Genomic DNA, 15,090 nt, shown 5'->3' with positions numbered 1-15,090 from the left:
CAGACATGGCTCGTTACACCGGACCCATGACCCGCAAGTCCCGCCGGCTGAAGGTCGACCTCGTCGGCGGCGACCAGGCGTTCGAGCGCCGTCCCTATCCGCCCGGCCAGCACGGCCGGATCCGGATCAAGGAGACCGAGTACCTCCTGCAGATGCAGGAGAAGCAGAAGGCGAAGTTCGCCTACGGCGTCCTCGAGAAGCAGTTCAGCCGCTACTACGAGGAAGCCAACCGTCGCCAGGGCAAGACCGGCGACAACCTGCTGCAGATCCTCGAGACCCGGCTGGACAACGTCGTGTACCGGGCGGGTCTCGCCCGTACCCGGCGGATGGCCCGCCAGCTGGTGGCTCATGGCCACTTCCTCGTCAACGGCGAGAAGGTGAACATCCCCAGCTACCGGGTGTCGAAGTTCGACATCGTCGACGTGCGGCCCAAGTCGCTCGGCACGGACCCGTTCATCATCGCCAAGGAGCTCCTCGGCGACCGTCCGGTCCCGGCCTGGCTGCAGGTCGTCCCCTCGACCATGCGGATCCTGGTGCACCAGCTCCCCGAGCGGGCCCAGATCGACACGCAGGTCAACGAGCAGCTGATCGTCGAGCTCTACAGCAAGTAGCGCTCGACACCCCCGACCCCGCAGGGTGGGGTCGGGGTTCTCGCTGCGGCATCAAATAGCGGTTGCCGCAGGCCTGAAGGAGGCACCACACCCATGCTGATCTCTCAGCGCCCCTCACTGGCCGAGGAATCGGTCGTCGACACCCGTTCCCGGTTCGTCATCGAGCCGCTGGAGCCGGGCTTCGGCTACACGCTGGGCAACTCGCTCCGGCGCACGCTGCTCTCCTCCATCCCCGGTGCCGCCGTCACGAGCATCCGCATCGACGGCGTCCTGCACGAGTTCACCACCGTGCCTGGGGTCAAGGAGGACGTCACCGACATCATCCTGAACCTCAAGGAGCTCGTCGTGAGCTCCGAGGAGGACGAGCCGGTGACCATGTACCTGCGCAAGCAGGGCCCCGGCACCGTCACCGCTGGCGACATCGTGCCGCCTGCCGGTGTCACCGTGCACAACCCGGACCTGCACATCGCCACCCTGAACGACAAGGGCCGCCTCGAGGTGGAGCTCGTCGTCGAGCGGGGCCGTGGCTACGTGCCGGCCATGCAGAACAAGGCCACCGGCGCCGAGATCGGCCGCATCCCGGTCGACTCGATCTACTCGCCGGTCATGAAGGTCACCTACAAGGTCGAGGCCACCCGCGTCGAGCAGCGCACCGACTTCGACAAGCTGGTGCTGGACGTCGAGACCAAGCCGTCGATCACCCCGCGGGACGCGCTGGCCTCGGCCGGTAAGACCCTCGTGGAGCTGTTCGGGCTCGCCCGCGAGCTCAACGTCGACGCCGAGGGCATCGAGATCGGCCCGTCGCCGCAGGAGGCCGACACCATCGCGGCCTTCGCGATGCCGATCGAGGAGCTGGACCTCACCGTCCGCTCCTACAACTGCCTGAAGCGCGAGGGCATCCACACGGTGGGTGAGCTGGTGGGCCGCAGCGAGGCCGACCTGCTCGACATCCGCAACTTCGGTGCCAAGTCGATCGACGAGGTCAAGATGAAGCTCGTCGGCCTCGGTCTGGCCCTGAAGGACAGCCCGCCCGGATTCGACCCGTCGGCCGCCGCCGTCGAGTACGGGTCCGACACCCCGTTCGACCCCGACCGCTTCGGGGACGACGGCCAGGACTACGCAGAAACGGAGCAGCTGTAGCCATGCCTCAGCCCACCAAGGGCCCCCGTCTCGGCGGGTCGCCCGCGCACCAGCGGCTGATCCTGGCCAACCTGGCCACGGCGCTCTTCGAGCACGGTCGGATCACCACCACCGAGGCGAAGGCGCGCCGGCTGCGGCCGTACGCGGAGCGGTTGATCACCAAGGCGAAGCGGGGCGACCTGCACAACCGCCGCGAGATCCTCAAGGTGATCCGGCGCAAGGACGTCGTGCACCGGCTCATCGAGGAGATCGGCCCGTTCTTCTCCGACCGCAACGGTGGCTACACGCGGATCACCAAGACGCTGCCGCGCAAGGGCGACAACGCCCCCATGGCAGTGATCGAGCTGGTCGCGCAGCGGACCGTCACCGACGAGGCCGACCGCGCCCGTCGCGTCGCGGCCTCGCAGCAGCAGAAGGCCGCTGCTCCGGCGCCCGCGGAGGAGGCCGCGCCCGAGGCCGAGTCCACCGAGGCCGTCGAGGAGAGCACCTCCACCGTCGACGCGCCGTACGGCGAGGGCAGCCACGCCCCGCTGGACGATCCCGCCGAGGCCCCGGAGGGCTTCCCGGTCAAGGGCAACGAGGACTCGAAGCTGTACCACGTGCCCGGGTCGGCGCACTACGACCGCACCGTGGCCGAGGTCTGGTTCGCCACGCCGGAGGCCGCAGAGGCCGCCGGTTTCGAGCTGCCCGCCGCCCAGCGTGAGGATGCCGACTCCGAGGAGTCCTGATCACGCAGCAGTATCCCGTCGAGCCCGCCGCCCATCCGGACGGCGGGCTCGTCGGCGTTCCACCGGTGTCGCGGTTCCGGCTCGACATCTCCTACGACGGCACCGACTTCTCCGGGTGGGCCCGCCAGCCCGGTCGCCGGACGGTGTGCGGGGTGCTGGAGGACGCGCTCGGCGTGGTCCTGCGGGCGCCGGCGAGTCTGACGGTGGCCGGGCGCACCGATGCCGGGGTGCATGCCACCGGTCAGGTCGCCCACGCCGACTTGGCGGCAGACCTCGATCCGGGGTGGCTGGTACGCCGCCTCGCCCGTCTGCTGCCGCCGGACGTGCGCGTGCGGGCCGTGACGCATGCGCCCGGTGAGTTCGACGCCCGCTTCTCCGCGCTGCGCCGTCACTACCGCTACCGGATCGCCACGACCCCGTACGGCGCCGAACCGCTGCGGGCCCGCGACACCCTCTCCTGGCCGCACCCGCTCGACCTCGGTGCCGTGCAGGCGGCCTCGGACGAGCTGCTCGGGGAGCACGACTTCGCCGCCTTCTGCAAGCGGCGGGAAGGCGCCACCACGGTGCGGGCGCTGCAGGAGCTGACCTGGACGCGCGACGTCGGCGGCATCGTGGAGGCCGCTGTGGCCGCCGACGCGTTCTGCCATTCGATGGTGCGTAGCCTGGTCGGCGCGCTGCTGGACGTCGGGCGGGGCAGGCGGGCGGTGGGCTGGCCCGCAGGCCTGCTGCTGCGCTCGGAGCGCGCGAGCGAGGTGCCGGTCGCGCCGGCTCATGGGCTCACGCTGGTGGCGGTGGACTACCCGCCTGCGTCCGAGCTCGCCGTTCGGGCCCACGCCACGCGACGACTCCGTGTCCCCGATCCGAAGGGCAATTAGGCTGAACGGGTGACGTACAGCGTACCCCCTCCAGGTCGTAAGTGAATTTTCCTCCGGGGCAATTCACACGAACAGGGACAACACGTACGGTGACGCCGGCCCGATCCTTTCACCCGTTGGATCGAGTCTCACCCGTTGCGCCATCGAACGGAGCCGCCTTGACGACGACGCCTGACGTCCGGTTGGGAAACCCGGACCGCACCGCCGCCGACTGCGGGTGCGTCTCCCTCGACATCGGCCGTCGCCCCGCACAGCGGGTTGCTCAGCGCACGATCACTCCGGAGCAGCTCGACCAGGCCGTTCGTCAGCTGCGGGAGCGCAGGGGCCGGCCCGCGGTCGAGCAGATGCAGGCCGTCCTGCGGGCGCTCGACCTCACCGTGGTCCCCGGTATCGAACATCGCGGTTAATCTTGGGGGCCGGGCTGTTGCCCCGGCGGCGCCGGCGATCGAGAGTGATGCGGTGACCGCCGAGCAATCACCCGCTGCCACCGCCGAGGACCGCAACTACGGCGATCGGGTGGCGGCCGTCGAGCCGGGTGGGAACGAGCCGATTCCCGCCGCCGAGCGGCACGGGCGGCCCCGTCAGCTGTTCTGGACGTGGACGTCGCCCAACCTCGAGTTCGCAACGGTCTTCGTCGGGGTCCTGTCCGTGACGGCGTTCGGGCTGACGTTCCCGCAGGCCGTCGCTGCCATCCTGCTCGGCAACGGGATCTCCGCGCTGGCCCACGGGGTGCTGTCGGCGCGAGCGCCGTCGGTCGGGGTGCCGCAGATGGTGCTCGGCAGGGCGGCGTTCGGGTACCGCGGGAACGCCGTGCCGTCGGCGCTGATGATGATCACGTCGGGCTTCGGCTGGTTCGCCGTCAACAGCGTCAGCGCCGCGTTCGCGCTGGAGTCGCTCACCGGCTGGCCGGCCGCGGCGTGGCTGGTCGTCGTCGTGCTGGTGCAGATCGGCGTCGCCTTCTTCGGGCACAACCTCGTGCAGGCGTTCGAACGGTTCGCGTTCCCGGTGCTCGCGATCGTGTTCGCGATCGGCGCGGTGATCGTGCTCGCCCGCTCCGACCCGGGCTACGTCGCCCCGGACGCCGGCCCAGGAGGCGTCGGCGGGTTCCTGCTCACCGTCGGCGCGGTCGTCGGCTACACGGCGGGCTGGAGCCCGTACGCGGCCGACTACGCGCGCTACCTGCCCGCCGATGCGCCGCCGCTGCGCACCGGCCTCGCAGCCGGGTTGGGGCTCTTCGGCTCCACGAGCGTGCTGATGATCGTGGGCGCCGCGTCGGTCAGCGCAGCCGCGGCGGCCGGTCTGGTGTCGGACAACCCCGCCACGGCATTCGTCGGCGTGCTGCCGGGTGCGCTCGCGGCGCTCACCCTGCTGGCGATCGCCCTCGGTGCCGTGGCCGCCAACGTGCTGAACGTCTACTCGGGCGCGATGGCGTTCCTCAGCCTGGGTGTGGACGTGCCGCTGCGCTGGGCGCGCGCCGTGGTGGCGCTCGCGTTCGGCGTGGTCGGGTTCGTGATCGCGCTGATCGCGCTCGCGGATGCCGCGCACAGCTACGAGGCGTTCCTGCTCGTCATCGTCTACTGGATCGGGCCGTGGCTCGGCGTGGTGCTCACCGACCAGTACCTGCGCCGCGGCGGGCTCCCGGTCGGGATGCTCTACGACCGGAGCTACCGCAACCATGCGGGCGTCGTCGCGCTGCTGGCCGGCATCGTCGTCTCGGTGCCGCTGTTCTCCAACCAGGCGCTGTTCACCGGCCTGGTGCCGGCACTCGTGCCCGGTGTGGGCGACGTGACGTTCATCGTCGGGTTCGTGCTCGCGGCCGCGGTGTACGCGCTTGCGGCGCGCACCACGCGAGCCGCAGAGTGAAGCCCGTGGCCCTCGATCCCGCTGTTCTGCTCGACGTCGCGCTCGACGAGGCGAAGGCCGGTCTCGACGAGGGCGGCATCCCGATCGGGGCGGCCCTGTTCGCCGCGGATGGCGCCCTGCTCGGCCGCGGGCACAACCGGCGCGTGCAGGACGGCGACCCGTCGATGCACGCCGAGACCGCGGCCTTCCGGGCGGCCGGTCGGCAGCGGGACTACCGCAGCACGATCATGGTCACGACGCTGTCGCCGTGCTGGTACTGCTCGGGGCTCGTGCGGCAGTTCGGGATCGGTTCCGTGGTGGTCGGCGAGGCGCGCACGTTCTCCGGCGGGCACGACTGGCTCGCCGAGCACGGCGTGCGGATCACCCTGCTGGACGACGAGCGGTGCGTCGGGCTCATGACCGACTTCATCGCCGCCCGCCCCGATCTCTGGTACGAGGACATCGGAGAGGTCTCTTCATGATCCCCACAATCGATCTGGCGGCCTGGCGCGAGGGCGACCCGGCCATCGGCCCGACCGTGGACACCGCGCTGCAGAAGGCCGGATTCCTGCTCGCGGCGGGGCACGGCGTGGACGACGCCCTGCGCGCGGACGTCCGGGCGGCCGCGCGGCGGTTCTTCGCGCTACCCATCGACGTCAAGCAGAAGTACTCCGTGCGGATCGGCGGGCGGGGCTGGCTCGCGCCCGGCGTGGAGGCCAACGGCAACGTCGAGGGCGTGGAGACCCCGCCGGACCTGAAGGAGTCGTTCGCGGTGGGCCCGGAGACGCCCACGGGAGATCCCGAGGTGGACGCGGTGTGGTTCCCGCCGAACGTGTGGCCGGACGAGGTGCCGGAGCTGCGGACGGCCGTTGCCCGCTACGTCGAGGCGATGACGACGGTGTCGCGCGAGCTGCTGGAGCTGTGCGCCGACGCGCTCGGCCTGCCGCGCGACGCACTGACGTCCCTCGCGAAGAACCCGACCTGGACGTTCAACATCAACCGGTACCCGCCGCTCACCGAGGTCGGCGAACCGGCGCCGGGCCAGTTCCGGATCGGGGCGCACACCGACTTCGGCACGGTCACCGTGCTCGACCGCGAGCCGGGCGCGGGCGGCCTCCAGGTCGACGTCGAGGACTCCGGATGGGCCGACGCCCCGTACGACGCTGCTGCGTTCACCGTCAACATCGGCGATCTGCTCGCCCACTGGACCGGGCTGCGCTGGCGTTCCGGCCGGCACCGGGTGCTCCCGCCCCAGCCGGACTCCCCGAACGAGGAGCTCGTCTCCCTGGTGTTCTTCTTCGAGCTCGACCACGACGCGCTGATCACGCCGCTCGCGCCGCCGGTGGGGCGGCGGGCGGACCTCGAGCCGGTGGTGTCGGCGCCGTTCCTGCGGGAACGGCTGGACGCGATCTCCGTCGGTTGAGAGCAGGGCCTGCGCCCCACCACCTCCCGGACAGCGGAGCCGGCCCGTTGGATTCCCGGTTGGATTCTCGGAACGCCCACGCCGGAAGGGGTCCCGCCGCTACCGTCGGGCCGTGTCCCGCCGAGCGACCGCCGTGCCGGCACCGGCCACCCGTGATCAGGCCGACGCCTACCGGTTCGGCCTGCGGCGGCTCGAGGCGGCGCTGGTGCGTGGCGACCCGGTGCCGCTGCACGAGCAGATCCGGTCCCAGCGGCGTGCGGCGCTGGTCGGCGTCGTACTCGGGCTGCTGGGCCTGTGCGGTGCCGCCGTGTTCGCCGCGGTGTCGCCACGTCCGGACTGGACGCGCCAGTCCGTGGTGGTCGGCGCGGGCTCCGGCGCCATGTACGCGGTGGCCCACGGCCCCGACCGGCTCGTGCCGGTGGCCAACCTGCCCGCGGCCAGGCTCGTGCTCGCCGCTCTGCGGGCCGGCGGGAGCACCGGCGTCGACCCGGCCACCGCCACCCCCGTCCCGGTGCCGGACGCCATGCTCGACGGTGCGCCGCGCACGCCGGCCGCGGCCGTCCCCGGCGCGCTGGCCGTGCGGCCGGACGGTCCATCGGTGCTGCCGAACTGGGCCGTCTGCGACTCCGTGACGTCCGACGGCGCGCTCGTGGGCACCACGGTGATCGGTGGTGCCCCGCCACTCGCGGCGGGCCCGGCCGAGGCAGGCGTGCTGCTCGACGCGGACGGCACCACATGGCTCGTCACGGCAGGCAGGCGGCACCGCGTCGACGCGGAGGACGGGCGGCTCGCCGCCGCGCTCGGGATCACCGGGCGGGTGCCGCGGGCGGTGGCGCCAGCCCTGCTGTCGCTGCTGCCCGAGGGACCGCCGCTGGTCAACCCGGCAGTGCCGGGGCGCGGCCGGCGGGCGCCGGACGGACTGCCCGGCCGGATCGGCGACGTGCTCGTCGCGCGCCCACCCGGCGGCGATCCGCAGCACTACGTCGTGGTCGCGGGCGGGGTGCAGGACGTGCCGGCGGTGCTGGCGGAGCTGCTGGTGGCGGCGTCGGGGGTGCGCGAACCGCGGCCGGTCGGGGCCGCGGAGCTGGCCGGCGCCACCGTCGTCGACGAGTTGCCGGTCGCCGGATGGCCGGAGGTCGCCCCGCGGCTGACGGAGGCCGCAGAAGCACCGGTCCTCTGCTGGACGTGGGCCGCCGGTGGCGACCCGGTCGGCGGCGTCTGGTCGGGCCCGGCGCTGCCCCTCCCTGGCCCGGGACAGGTCCGGCTCGCGCAGGCCGACGGGCCCGGCGACCGGGTCGACGCGGTGGCCGTCGGGCCGGGCGGGCCCGTCCGCGGCACCGGCCCCGGCCGTGATCCGGCGGCCGGCCCGCTGTGGATCGTCTCCGGCAGCGGGGTGGCCCACGCCGTTGCCGACGAGGCCACGGCTGCGGCGTTGGGCGTCACGGCCGCCGCACCCGCCCCCGAGGCCGTCCTGCGTCTGCTGCCGACCGGCCCGGCCCTCGACCTGGCCGCGGCCGGGCAGGTCGTGGACGTGCTGCCGGCCCCGTAGCCCCCGGTGGTCGAGTAGGACCGGCGCCCCTGTTCTCCGGTGGTCGAGTAGGGCCGGCCCTGGCGGGCCAGCGCTACTCGACCACCGGAGGGTGGAAAGCGGCCTGATCAGTCGCGCCTCGGGCGGCGGCGGAGCACCGCTACCGAGACGCCTGCCGCGGTGAGGAGAACGGCCGCTGCCAGCAGGTCCAGTGGCGGGTCCGGGGTGGGGCGCTCCTGGCGGACCGGCTGGGCGCCGGGGAGATCGGCCACCAGCGCGGCGGCGTTCGTGACCCCTTCCGGGGCGGGGGTGAGGCGCGCCGGCAGGGCCGTGAGCGCGGCGACCGGGTCCACCACGCCGTACCCCAGCGCGTCGGTGCCGGCGGGCGCCCTGCGGGCGGTAGCCAGGATGCGGTCGACGACCTCGGCCGCCGTGAGCTCGGGGAACCGCTCGCGGACCAGCGCGGCGAGCCCCGCAACCCACGGCGCCGCGAAGCTGGTGCCGTCCAGGCCGCCGGTGGTGCCGCCGCCCACCGCGAGCGACCGAAGGGCCGCGCCGGGTGCCGCCACGTCGACCCACGGTCCGGGCATCGTGAACGGGGCAGGCGTGTCGTCGGGGCCGACCGCGCCGACCGTCAGCACGTCGGCGTCGTACCAGCCGGGCAAGGCGACCTGGCCCTGCTCGCTGGCGCAGGAGCCGGAGCCGATGTTCCCGGCGGCGGCGACCACCACGACGTCCGCCGCCGCGGCGGAGCGCAACGCCGCTTGCAGTGCCGCACCCGCCGCGGCGGCGCGGGCGGCTGGCAGGCAGACGGCCTCGGAGATGTTGACGACGTCGGCGCCCGAGCGGACGGCGAGCACCACCGCCTCGGCGAGGGTTGCGGTGTCGCCCGCGCCGCGGCGTCCGCCGCCCGGCGCGGGCACGTCGAACGAGGGACTGGACTGCCGGATCGCGAGCAGCTGTGCCTGCGGGGCGATCCCGACGGGGGTATCGCTGCGCTCGCCGCGGACGGGCCCGCCGGCGAGCAGCCCCGCGACCGCCGTGCCGTGGCCGTCGCAGTCGTCGAGGCCGTCGCCTCCGGTGAGGTAGTCACCGCCGCCGCGCAGCCGGGAGCCGAGCAGTGGGTGAGGTGCGATCCCGGTGTCGATCACGGCGATCACCTGGCCGCGCCCGGTGGCGAGCTGGTGCACGTCGGCGAGCCGCAGCCGCGCGGCGACGCTGCCAGGGCCCGACGGGACGTCCGGTGCGTCGGCGCGCGGCGGCGCGCAGCGGGCGGTCGCGCGAATGCCCGGTGCGGGGCCCGGCCGCAGGCCGCGGGGCGGCGTCACGGTGACGAACGGCGGTGCGGGCGGTGAGGGATCGGCGGTGGGGCCGGGCTGGGCGACGGAAGCGAGTGCGATCGGGGCGGCCACGCCGGGCACGTCCGGCGCCGCGACGACCGGGGCGATCCCGACGAGGGCAGCTGCCGCCATACCGATCCCGGCGCGCGAGCGCCAATGATCGCCGCCCGATGCGCCGGATCGTCCAGTACGGGGCGCGGACCGGGATCTCGGAATGATCATCTCCTGCTCACAGCCCGCGGACGAGCCGGAACAGGTCCATCGCGGCGAGCGCGAGCGGCACGGCGGCGGCGATGAGCACCACGTCGAGCAGGTCGATCGCCCGCCGCGACACCGGGGATCCGGTGGCGCTGCCGCGGCCGATGGCGACGAGGCCCAGCCCGGCCACCGCGAGCAGGACCCCGATCGCGATCAGCCGGGGCAGCGGCTCGGGACGGGCGGCCGTGAGGATCGCGAGCCCGGCGAGGCCGACGGCCGCGCAGCCGAGCAGCGTGCGCGACGGGGCGGGGTCGGCGAGACCGCGGGCCCGCAGGGCGAGGACCGCGACGATCACGCAGGCCAGCGCTGGCCCGGCCCATCCGCCCGCGGCCGCGGCCGGGAGCGCCCCCGCGACGGCCACGGTGGCGCACCCGCCGGCGAGCCCGGCGAGGTAGCCCCGTGCGAGGTCGGAGCGCTCAGCGAACTCGTCGGGCGGGAGGATGTCGGGACCGCGGTCGGCGGCGATGAGCTCGGAGCTGTCGGCGGGCACCACCGGACGGGGCAGCCCGGACATGCGGAGCGCGATGCGCGGCAGCATCGGCCCGACGACGACGGCGAGCGCACCCACCGCGGCCGCGACCGACGATGGCGGGCTCTCGAACCGCAACACCGTGAGGGAGCCCAGCCCAACGGGCACGGCGGCCACCACGACGGCGACGAGCGCCGGTGCCACCACCCTGAGCGCGACCTGGGCGACGGCCGCCACGGTGCCGGCAGCTGCCGACGCGAGCAGCATCTGCGCCGCGGGGGAGGTCCCGGTCAGCGCCGCCCAGCCGGCCGCGGCGGCGAACGGCACGGCCGCGAGTGCCGCGGTGTGCCCGGCGAGGTGGGTGTGGGCTTCCGGCTCCACACGCGCCGACCGCGCCGCGAGCCCGACCGCCGCGGCTGCCGCGAGCGTGGCGACCACCGCCCGCACCACCGCGGTGTCGGCGGAGCCCACCGCGAGCAGTGCGGCGGCGGCCGCAGCCACCGCCAGCGCAGCCGCTGCCGCGAACCGCCGGTCGTCACTCATCGGGCCGCCCGCGCCGGAGGCGAGCGCGTCGACGGGGTCGTCGAACACCGGCGGGGGTGGTGGTGGGATGTCCGGCCCGAGCCGCAGCAGCTCGCCGTCGGGCACGCCCAGCTCGGCGAGCGAGGCCCCGGGCGGGAGCGGCGCACCCGCGGCGCCCGTGAGCCGCCACGGAACCGGCCGCACGCCGAACACGGGCTCTCCGACCAGGTCGAGCATCATCGGGACGAGCTCGGCGACCGGCACGTCGGCGGGCAGCGCGACGTCGACGGTCGCCCGCGGCGCGAGCACCGTGACGCGGCAGTACGGCGCGCGGTACGCCGCCTCCTGACCTGCGGTGAGCATCGTGGTCCCCTGCGGACGAGTTCTCCCAAACGGCCCCGGCGCGGCCCGTCGGCTGCCTAGCATCGCAGCGCTCCCTGCCCTGCGGGGCCGTTTCGCAGAACTCGTGGAGTCCCGACATGAGCACCCGTAGAGCGCGCCCGGCACCGCCCCGAATGCCGGGCGGTGAGCTCACGCTCGAGCCGCCGCCCGAGCCAGAGCGGATGGTTCCCGCCGGGGTGCTGCAGCGGATGCTGCCGCTGGTCATGCTGGTCGGCTCGGTGGCCTTCATCGCCGTGCTCGGGGTGCGCGAACCGACGTCGTGGCTCTTCGGCGGCATGTTCGCGATCTCCTCGCTCGGCATGCTGCTCACCGGCAGCGGTCGTGGCGGTGGCAATCGCGCGGCCGGCATCGACGAGGACCGCCGCGACTACCTGCGGTACCTGTCCGTGCTCAGGGAACGGGTGCGGGGAATCGCTGCCGAGCAGCGCGCGGCGCTGGAGTGGTCGCACCCGGAACCGTCCGCGTGGCCCGCGGTGTTGCGGGCGGGCCGGATGTGGGAGCGCAGGCCAGCCGACCCCGACTTCGCCCACGTCCGCGTCGGCAGGGGCGCCCAGCGCATCGCCACCCGGCTCGTGCCGCCGCAGACCGGGCCGGTCGACGGCCTCGAACCGGTCACCGCGCTCGCGCTGCGCCGCTTCCTGCTGAGCCACGCGGTCGTGCCGGACCTTCCGGTGGCGCTCTCGCTGCGGGCGAGCGGCATGGTGTGGCTGGAACCGGCGGGTGGCGCGGGGATCGACCGGGTGCGTGCGCTGGCCCGCGCCGTCGTCGTGCAGTACGCGCTCTGGCACGCGCCCGCCGACGCGCTGCTCGCCGTGGTGGCGCCGCCCTCGCTCGCGCACGAGTGGGAGTGGGTGAAGTGGCTGCCGCACGCAGGCCACCCGCGCCGGCACGACGCCATCGGCCCGCTGCGGATGATCACCGCGGACGCCGACGACGTGCGGCACTGGTGGCTCGCCGAGCTCGCCGGTCGCGCCCCCGGCCCCGGCATCGCCGAGCCGCACCTGCTGGTGGTGGTCGACGATGTCGCCGAGGGCCCCGGGGCGTGGGCCGGAGTCGCGGGCGTCACCGTGCTGCGCGTCGGGGCGCCCACGGGACGGCGCCCCGCGCCGTCGGTGGTGCGGCTGCAGGTCACCCCGGACTTCCTGCTCCGCGGCGGTGGCGACGAGCAGCAGGCCGTGCTCGGACGCCCGGACACCCTGACCGTCGCGGAGGCCGGCGCGCTCGCCCGCAGGCTGGCGCGCCACCGCGCGGCGGACGTCACGATCGCGGGCGACCCGGCCCCCGCTGCGCCCGCCGGGCTGCGCGCGCTGCTCGGCCTCGCGCCCGGTCCGGCCGGGATCGCCGCGCTGCGGGACCGCTGGGCGCGCTCGGAGGCCGACCGGCTGCGCGTGCCGATCGGCCTCGACGAGAGCGGCGGCGCGGTCACCCTCGACCTCAAGGAGGCGGCGCTGGGCGGCAGCGGGCCGCACGGGCTGTGCGTCGGCGCCACCGGTTCGGGCAAGAGCGAGCTGCTGCGCACGCTCGTGCTCGGCCTTGCGGCCGCACACTCCTCGGAGGAGCTGAACCTCGTCCTCGTCGACTTCAAGGGCGGCGCCACCTTCCTCGGGCTCTCCGGCCTCCCGCACGTCTCCGCCGTGATCACGAACCTCGCCGACGAGATCGGCCTCGTCGACCGGATGGCCGACGCGCTCGCGGGCGAGATCACCCGCAGGCAGGAGCTGCTGCGGGCGGCGGGCAACCTCGTCGGGGTCACCGAGTACGCGGCGGCCCGGCGCGCGGGCGCCGACCTGCCGCCGCTGCCTGCCCTGTTCGTCGTGGTCGACGAGTTCTCCGAGCTGCTCGCGCAGCGCCCTGAGCTGATCGACCTGCTCGTCACGATCGGCAGGCTCGGGCGCTCGCTCGGGCTGCACCTGCTGCTGGCCTCTCAGCGCCTCGACGAGGGGCGGCTGCGCGGGCTCGAGTCGCACCTGTCCTACCGGATCGCGCTGCGCACGTTCTCCGCCGCGGAGTCGAGGGCCGTCCTCGGCGTGCCCGACGCGCACCAGCTCCCGTCCGCGCCCGGATCGGCGTTCCTCGCCACCGGCACCGGCGAGCTCGTCCGGTTCCGCTCGGCGTACGTGTCAGGGCCGGACACGGCGCCGCGCTCGGCCGGCCCGGCGCCGCAGCGGCCCCGCGCGCATCCGTTCCAGGTCGCGCCGGTGCGAGTGCCCGACGCCCCGCCGCCCGACGAGGACACCGCCGACGGGCCGAGCGTCTTCGACACCGTCATCGCGGCGATGGCAGGCACCGGCCCGCCCGCCCACCAGGTCTGGCTGCCCCCGCTGGGCGACCCACCGCCGATCGACGATGTGCTCGCGCTCGCGGGCGGGCCGCTGCAGGTGGCCGTCGGGCTCGTCGACCGGCCCTACCAGCAGCGCCGCGACCCGCTGGTCGTCGACCTGGCAGGCGGATCCGGGCACCTCGCCGTCGTCGGTGCCCCGCGCAGCGGGAAATCCTCCGCGCTCGCCACCACCGTGCTCGGGCTCGCGCTCACCAGCACGCCCGACGAGCTCGGCGTGCACGTGCTCGACTTCGGCGGCGGCGCGCTGGCGGCCCTCGCCGGGCTCCCGCACGTCGGCACGGTGGCCGACCGGCAGCAGCCGGACCTCGTGCGTCGGGTCGTCGCCGAGTTCGCGGCCGTGCTCGCGCGGCGGGAACAGCTCTTCCGCGAGCACGGGATCGGCTCCGTCGAGGAGTTCAGGGCCCGTCGGGCCACCGGCGCGTTCCCCGACGAACCGGCCACCGACGTCCTGCTCGTCATCGACGGGTACCTCGTCCTGCGGGGCGAGTTCGACGACCTGGAGTCGCGGCTGCCACCGCTGGCCGCGCAGGGCCTGTCCTACGGGCTGCACATCGCGCTGTCCGCCACCCGCTGGAGCGAGCTGCGGCCCGCGCTGAAGGACCTGGTTGGCGGGCGGATCGAGCTGCGGCTCGGGGAGGCGGCCGAGTCCGAGGTCGACCGGCGCAGGGCCGCGGGCGTGCCGGCCCGCCCCGGACACGGGCTCGCGGCCGACGGCGCCCCCGCCGTGGTCGCCGCGCCCCATCGTTCCGCCGCCGACCTCCCTTCGCTCGTGGCCGAGATCGCGGGTGGCTGGCCGGGCCATGGCTTCGCCCCGGTGCGGCTGCTCCCCGAACGCATCGACCTCGACCGGCTGCCGCCCGGAGCCGCGGGGATCCCGCTCGGAGTGGACGAGGAACGGCTCGCCCGGGTCGTGCTCGACCCCGCAGCCGACCCCCACCTGCTGTGCTTCGCCGACGCGGAGAGCGGCAAGACCACGCTGCTGCGGCTGATCGCGCACGGCGTCGTCACGGCGTTCCCGCCGGAGGAGGCGCGGATCGTGCTGGTCGACCACCGGCGCACCCTCCTCGGCGCGGTCCCCGACTCCCACCTGATCAGCTACAGCAGCACGCCCGACGCCACGGCGACGGCGGCCCGCGAGGTGGCAGGCTCGCTGCGCAGGCGGCTGCCCGGCCCGGACGTCACGCCGCGGGAGCTGCGGGAACGCAGCTGGTGGAGCGGGCCCGAGGTGTACGTCCTCGTCGACGACTACGACTTGGTCGCGCCCGGCGGCGCCGCGGCGAACCCGCTGCTGCCGCTCGTGGAGTTCCTCGCGCAGGCCAAGGACGTCGGGCTCCACCTCGTCGTCGCCCGGCGGTCGGGAGGCGCGGCCCGTGCCCTCTACGACCCCGTGCTCGGACGGTTGCGCGAGCTCACCGCCCCCGGCCTCGTCATGAACGGCAGCTCCGACGAGGGCGCCCTGATCGGCACCGCCAAGCCCGCGTCCGAGCCGCCGGGGCGCGGGGTGCTGGTCGACCGGCGCCGGAACCCCCGCCGCGTCCAGCTCGCGTGGCTGCCGCCGGACGAGGACGCCTAGTGCTCCCCACCGGAGGTTCGCCAAGGGTCTCGGCGGCC

Annotated in this window: 11 protein-coding genes and 1 pseudogene; 10 read left to right on the top strand and 2 right to left on the bottom strand. The window is 74.8% G+C overall.

Going from position 1 to position 15,090, the window contains the following annotated elements:
* The first annotated feature begins 5 nt into the window (after positions 1-5).
* From rpsD to eccB, 9 genes and pseudogenes are all read left to right on the top strand, one after another.
* Positions 6-611: a 30S ribosomal protein S4 gene (gene rpsD, locus K1T35_RS43080; protein ID WP_220257415.1), complete on the top strand. Its 606-nt coding sequence runs from the start codon at positions 6-8 to the stop codon at positions 609-611.
* Positions 612-704: 93 nt separating this feature from the next.
* Complete coding sequence (locus K1T35_RS43075) at positions 705-1,751, top strand: DNA-directed RNA polymerase subunit alpha (RefSeq protein WP_220257414.1); 1,047 nt, start codon at positions 705-707, stop codon at positions 1,749-1,751.
* Positions 1,752-1,753: 2 nt separating this feature from the next.
* A pseudogene (gene rplQ / locus K1T35_RS43070) lies at positions 1,754-2,290 on the top strand (50S ribosomal protein L17); the annotation flags it as partial.
* Positions 2,291-2,544: 254 nt separating this feature from the next.
* Entirely contained in the window at positions 2,545-3,354 is an 810-nt protein-coding gene (gene truA, locus K1T35_RS43065) for a tRNA pseudouridine(38-40) synthase TruA (protein ID WP_220257412.1), read from the top strand.
* A gap of 158 nt (positions 3,355-3,512) precedes the next feature.
* Positions 3,513-3,761, top strand: a complete 249-nt coding sequence (locus K1T35_RS43060; RefSeq protein ID WP_220257411.1) for a hypothetical protein — start codon at positions 3,513-3,515, stop codon at positions 3,759-3,761.
* Positions 3,762-3,813: 52 nt separating this feature from the next.
* Positions 3,814-5,217 (top strand): cytosine permease, encoded by a 1,404-nt coding sequence (locus K1T35_RS43055; RefSeq protein WP_220257410.1) that lies wholly within the window; start codon positions 3,814-3,816, stop codon positions 5,215-5,217.
* Between the two features lie 5 nt (positions 5,218-5,222).
* Entirely contained in the window at positions 5,223-5,678 is a 456-nt protein-coding gene (locus K1T35_RS43050) for a nucleoside deaminase (RefSeq protein WP_220257409.1), read from the top strand.
* A complete protein-coding gene (locus K1T35_RS43045) occupies positions 5,675-6,619 on the top strand; it encodes an isopenicillin N synthase family oxygenase (protein ID WP_220257408.1) in 945 nt (314 codons plus the stop codon). The genes K1T35_RS43050 and K1T35_RS43045 overlap by 4 nt, the downstream gene beginning before the upstream one ends.
* Positions 6,620-6,731: 112 nt before the next feature.
* Complete coding sequence (eccB, locus tag K1T35_RS43040) at positions 6,732-8,168, top strand: type VII secretion protein EccB (protein WP_220257407.1); 1,437 nt, start codon at positions 6,732-6,734, stop codon at positions 8,166-8,168.
* A 107-nt stretch (positions 8,169-8,275) separates the two neighbouring features.
* Here eccB and mycP read toward each other — a convergent pair whose 3' ends face one another.
* A complete protein-coding gene (gene mycP, locus K1T35_RS43035; protein ID WP_220257406.1) occupies positions 8,276-9,619 on the bottom strand; it encodes a type VII secretion-associated serine protease mycosin in 1,344 nt (447 codons plus the stop codon).
* A 97-nt stretch (positions 9,620-9,716) separates the two neighbouring features.
* Positions 9,717-11,099 carry a type VII secretion integral membrane protein EccD gene (eccD, locus tag K1T35_RS43030; protein WP_220257405.1) on the bottom strand — a complete coding sequence of 461 codons (1,383 nt, stop codon included), beginning with the start codon at positions 11,097-11,099 and terminating at the stop codon, positions 9,717-9,719.
* Positions 11,100-11,215: 116 nt separating this feature from the next.
* Between eccD and eccCa the strand changes: the two genes are divergently transcribed.
* Complete coding sequence (eccCa, locus tag K1T35_RS43025) at positions 11,216-15,052, top strand: type VII secretion protein EccCa (protein WP_220257404.1); 3,837 nt, start codon at positions 11,216-11,218, stop codon at positions 15,050-15,052.
* The last annotated feature ends 38 nt before the right edge of the window (positions 15,053-15,090 follow it).

It is taken from the genome of Pseudonocardia sp. DSM 110487 (assembly GCF_019468565.1).
Lineage (GTDB): Bacteria > Actinomycetota > Actinomycetes > Mycobacteriales > Pseudonocardiaceae > Pseudonocardia.
Note: the sequence above shows the minus strand (reverse complement) of the source record. Positions and strands in the feature narration are given on the sequence as shown.

What these genes read in the sequence shown, in the direction of transcription:
- eccCa (WP_220257404.1), top strand. Translation starts at nt 11,216, where the DNA reads ATGAGCACCCGTAGAGCGCGCCCGGCACCGCCCCGAATGCCGGGCGGT.
- K1T35_RS43045 (WP_220257408.1), top strand. Translation starts at nt 5,675, where the DNA reads ATGATCCCCACAATCGATCTGGCGGCCTGGCGCGAGGGCGACCCGGCC.
- eccD (WP_220257405.1), bottom strand. Translation starts at nt 11,099, where the DNA reads ATGCTCACCGCAGGTCAGGAGGCGGCGTACCGCGCGCCGTACTGCCGC.
- rpsD (WP_220257415.1), top strand. Translation starts at nt 6, where the DNA reads ATGGCTCGTTACACCGGACCCATGACCCGCAAGTCCCGCCGGCTGAAG.
- K1T35_RS43075 (WP_220257414.1), top strand. Translation starts at nt 705, where the DNA reads ATGCTGATCTCTCAGCGCCCCTCACTGGCCGAGGAATCGGTCGTCGAC.
- mycP (WP_220257406.1), bottom strand. Translation starts at nt 9,619, where the DNA reads ATGGCGGCAGCTGCCCTCGTCGGGATCGCCCCGGTCGTCGCGGCGCCG.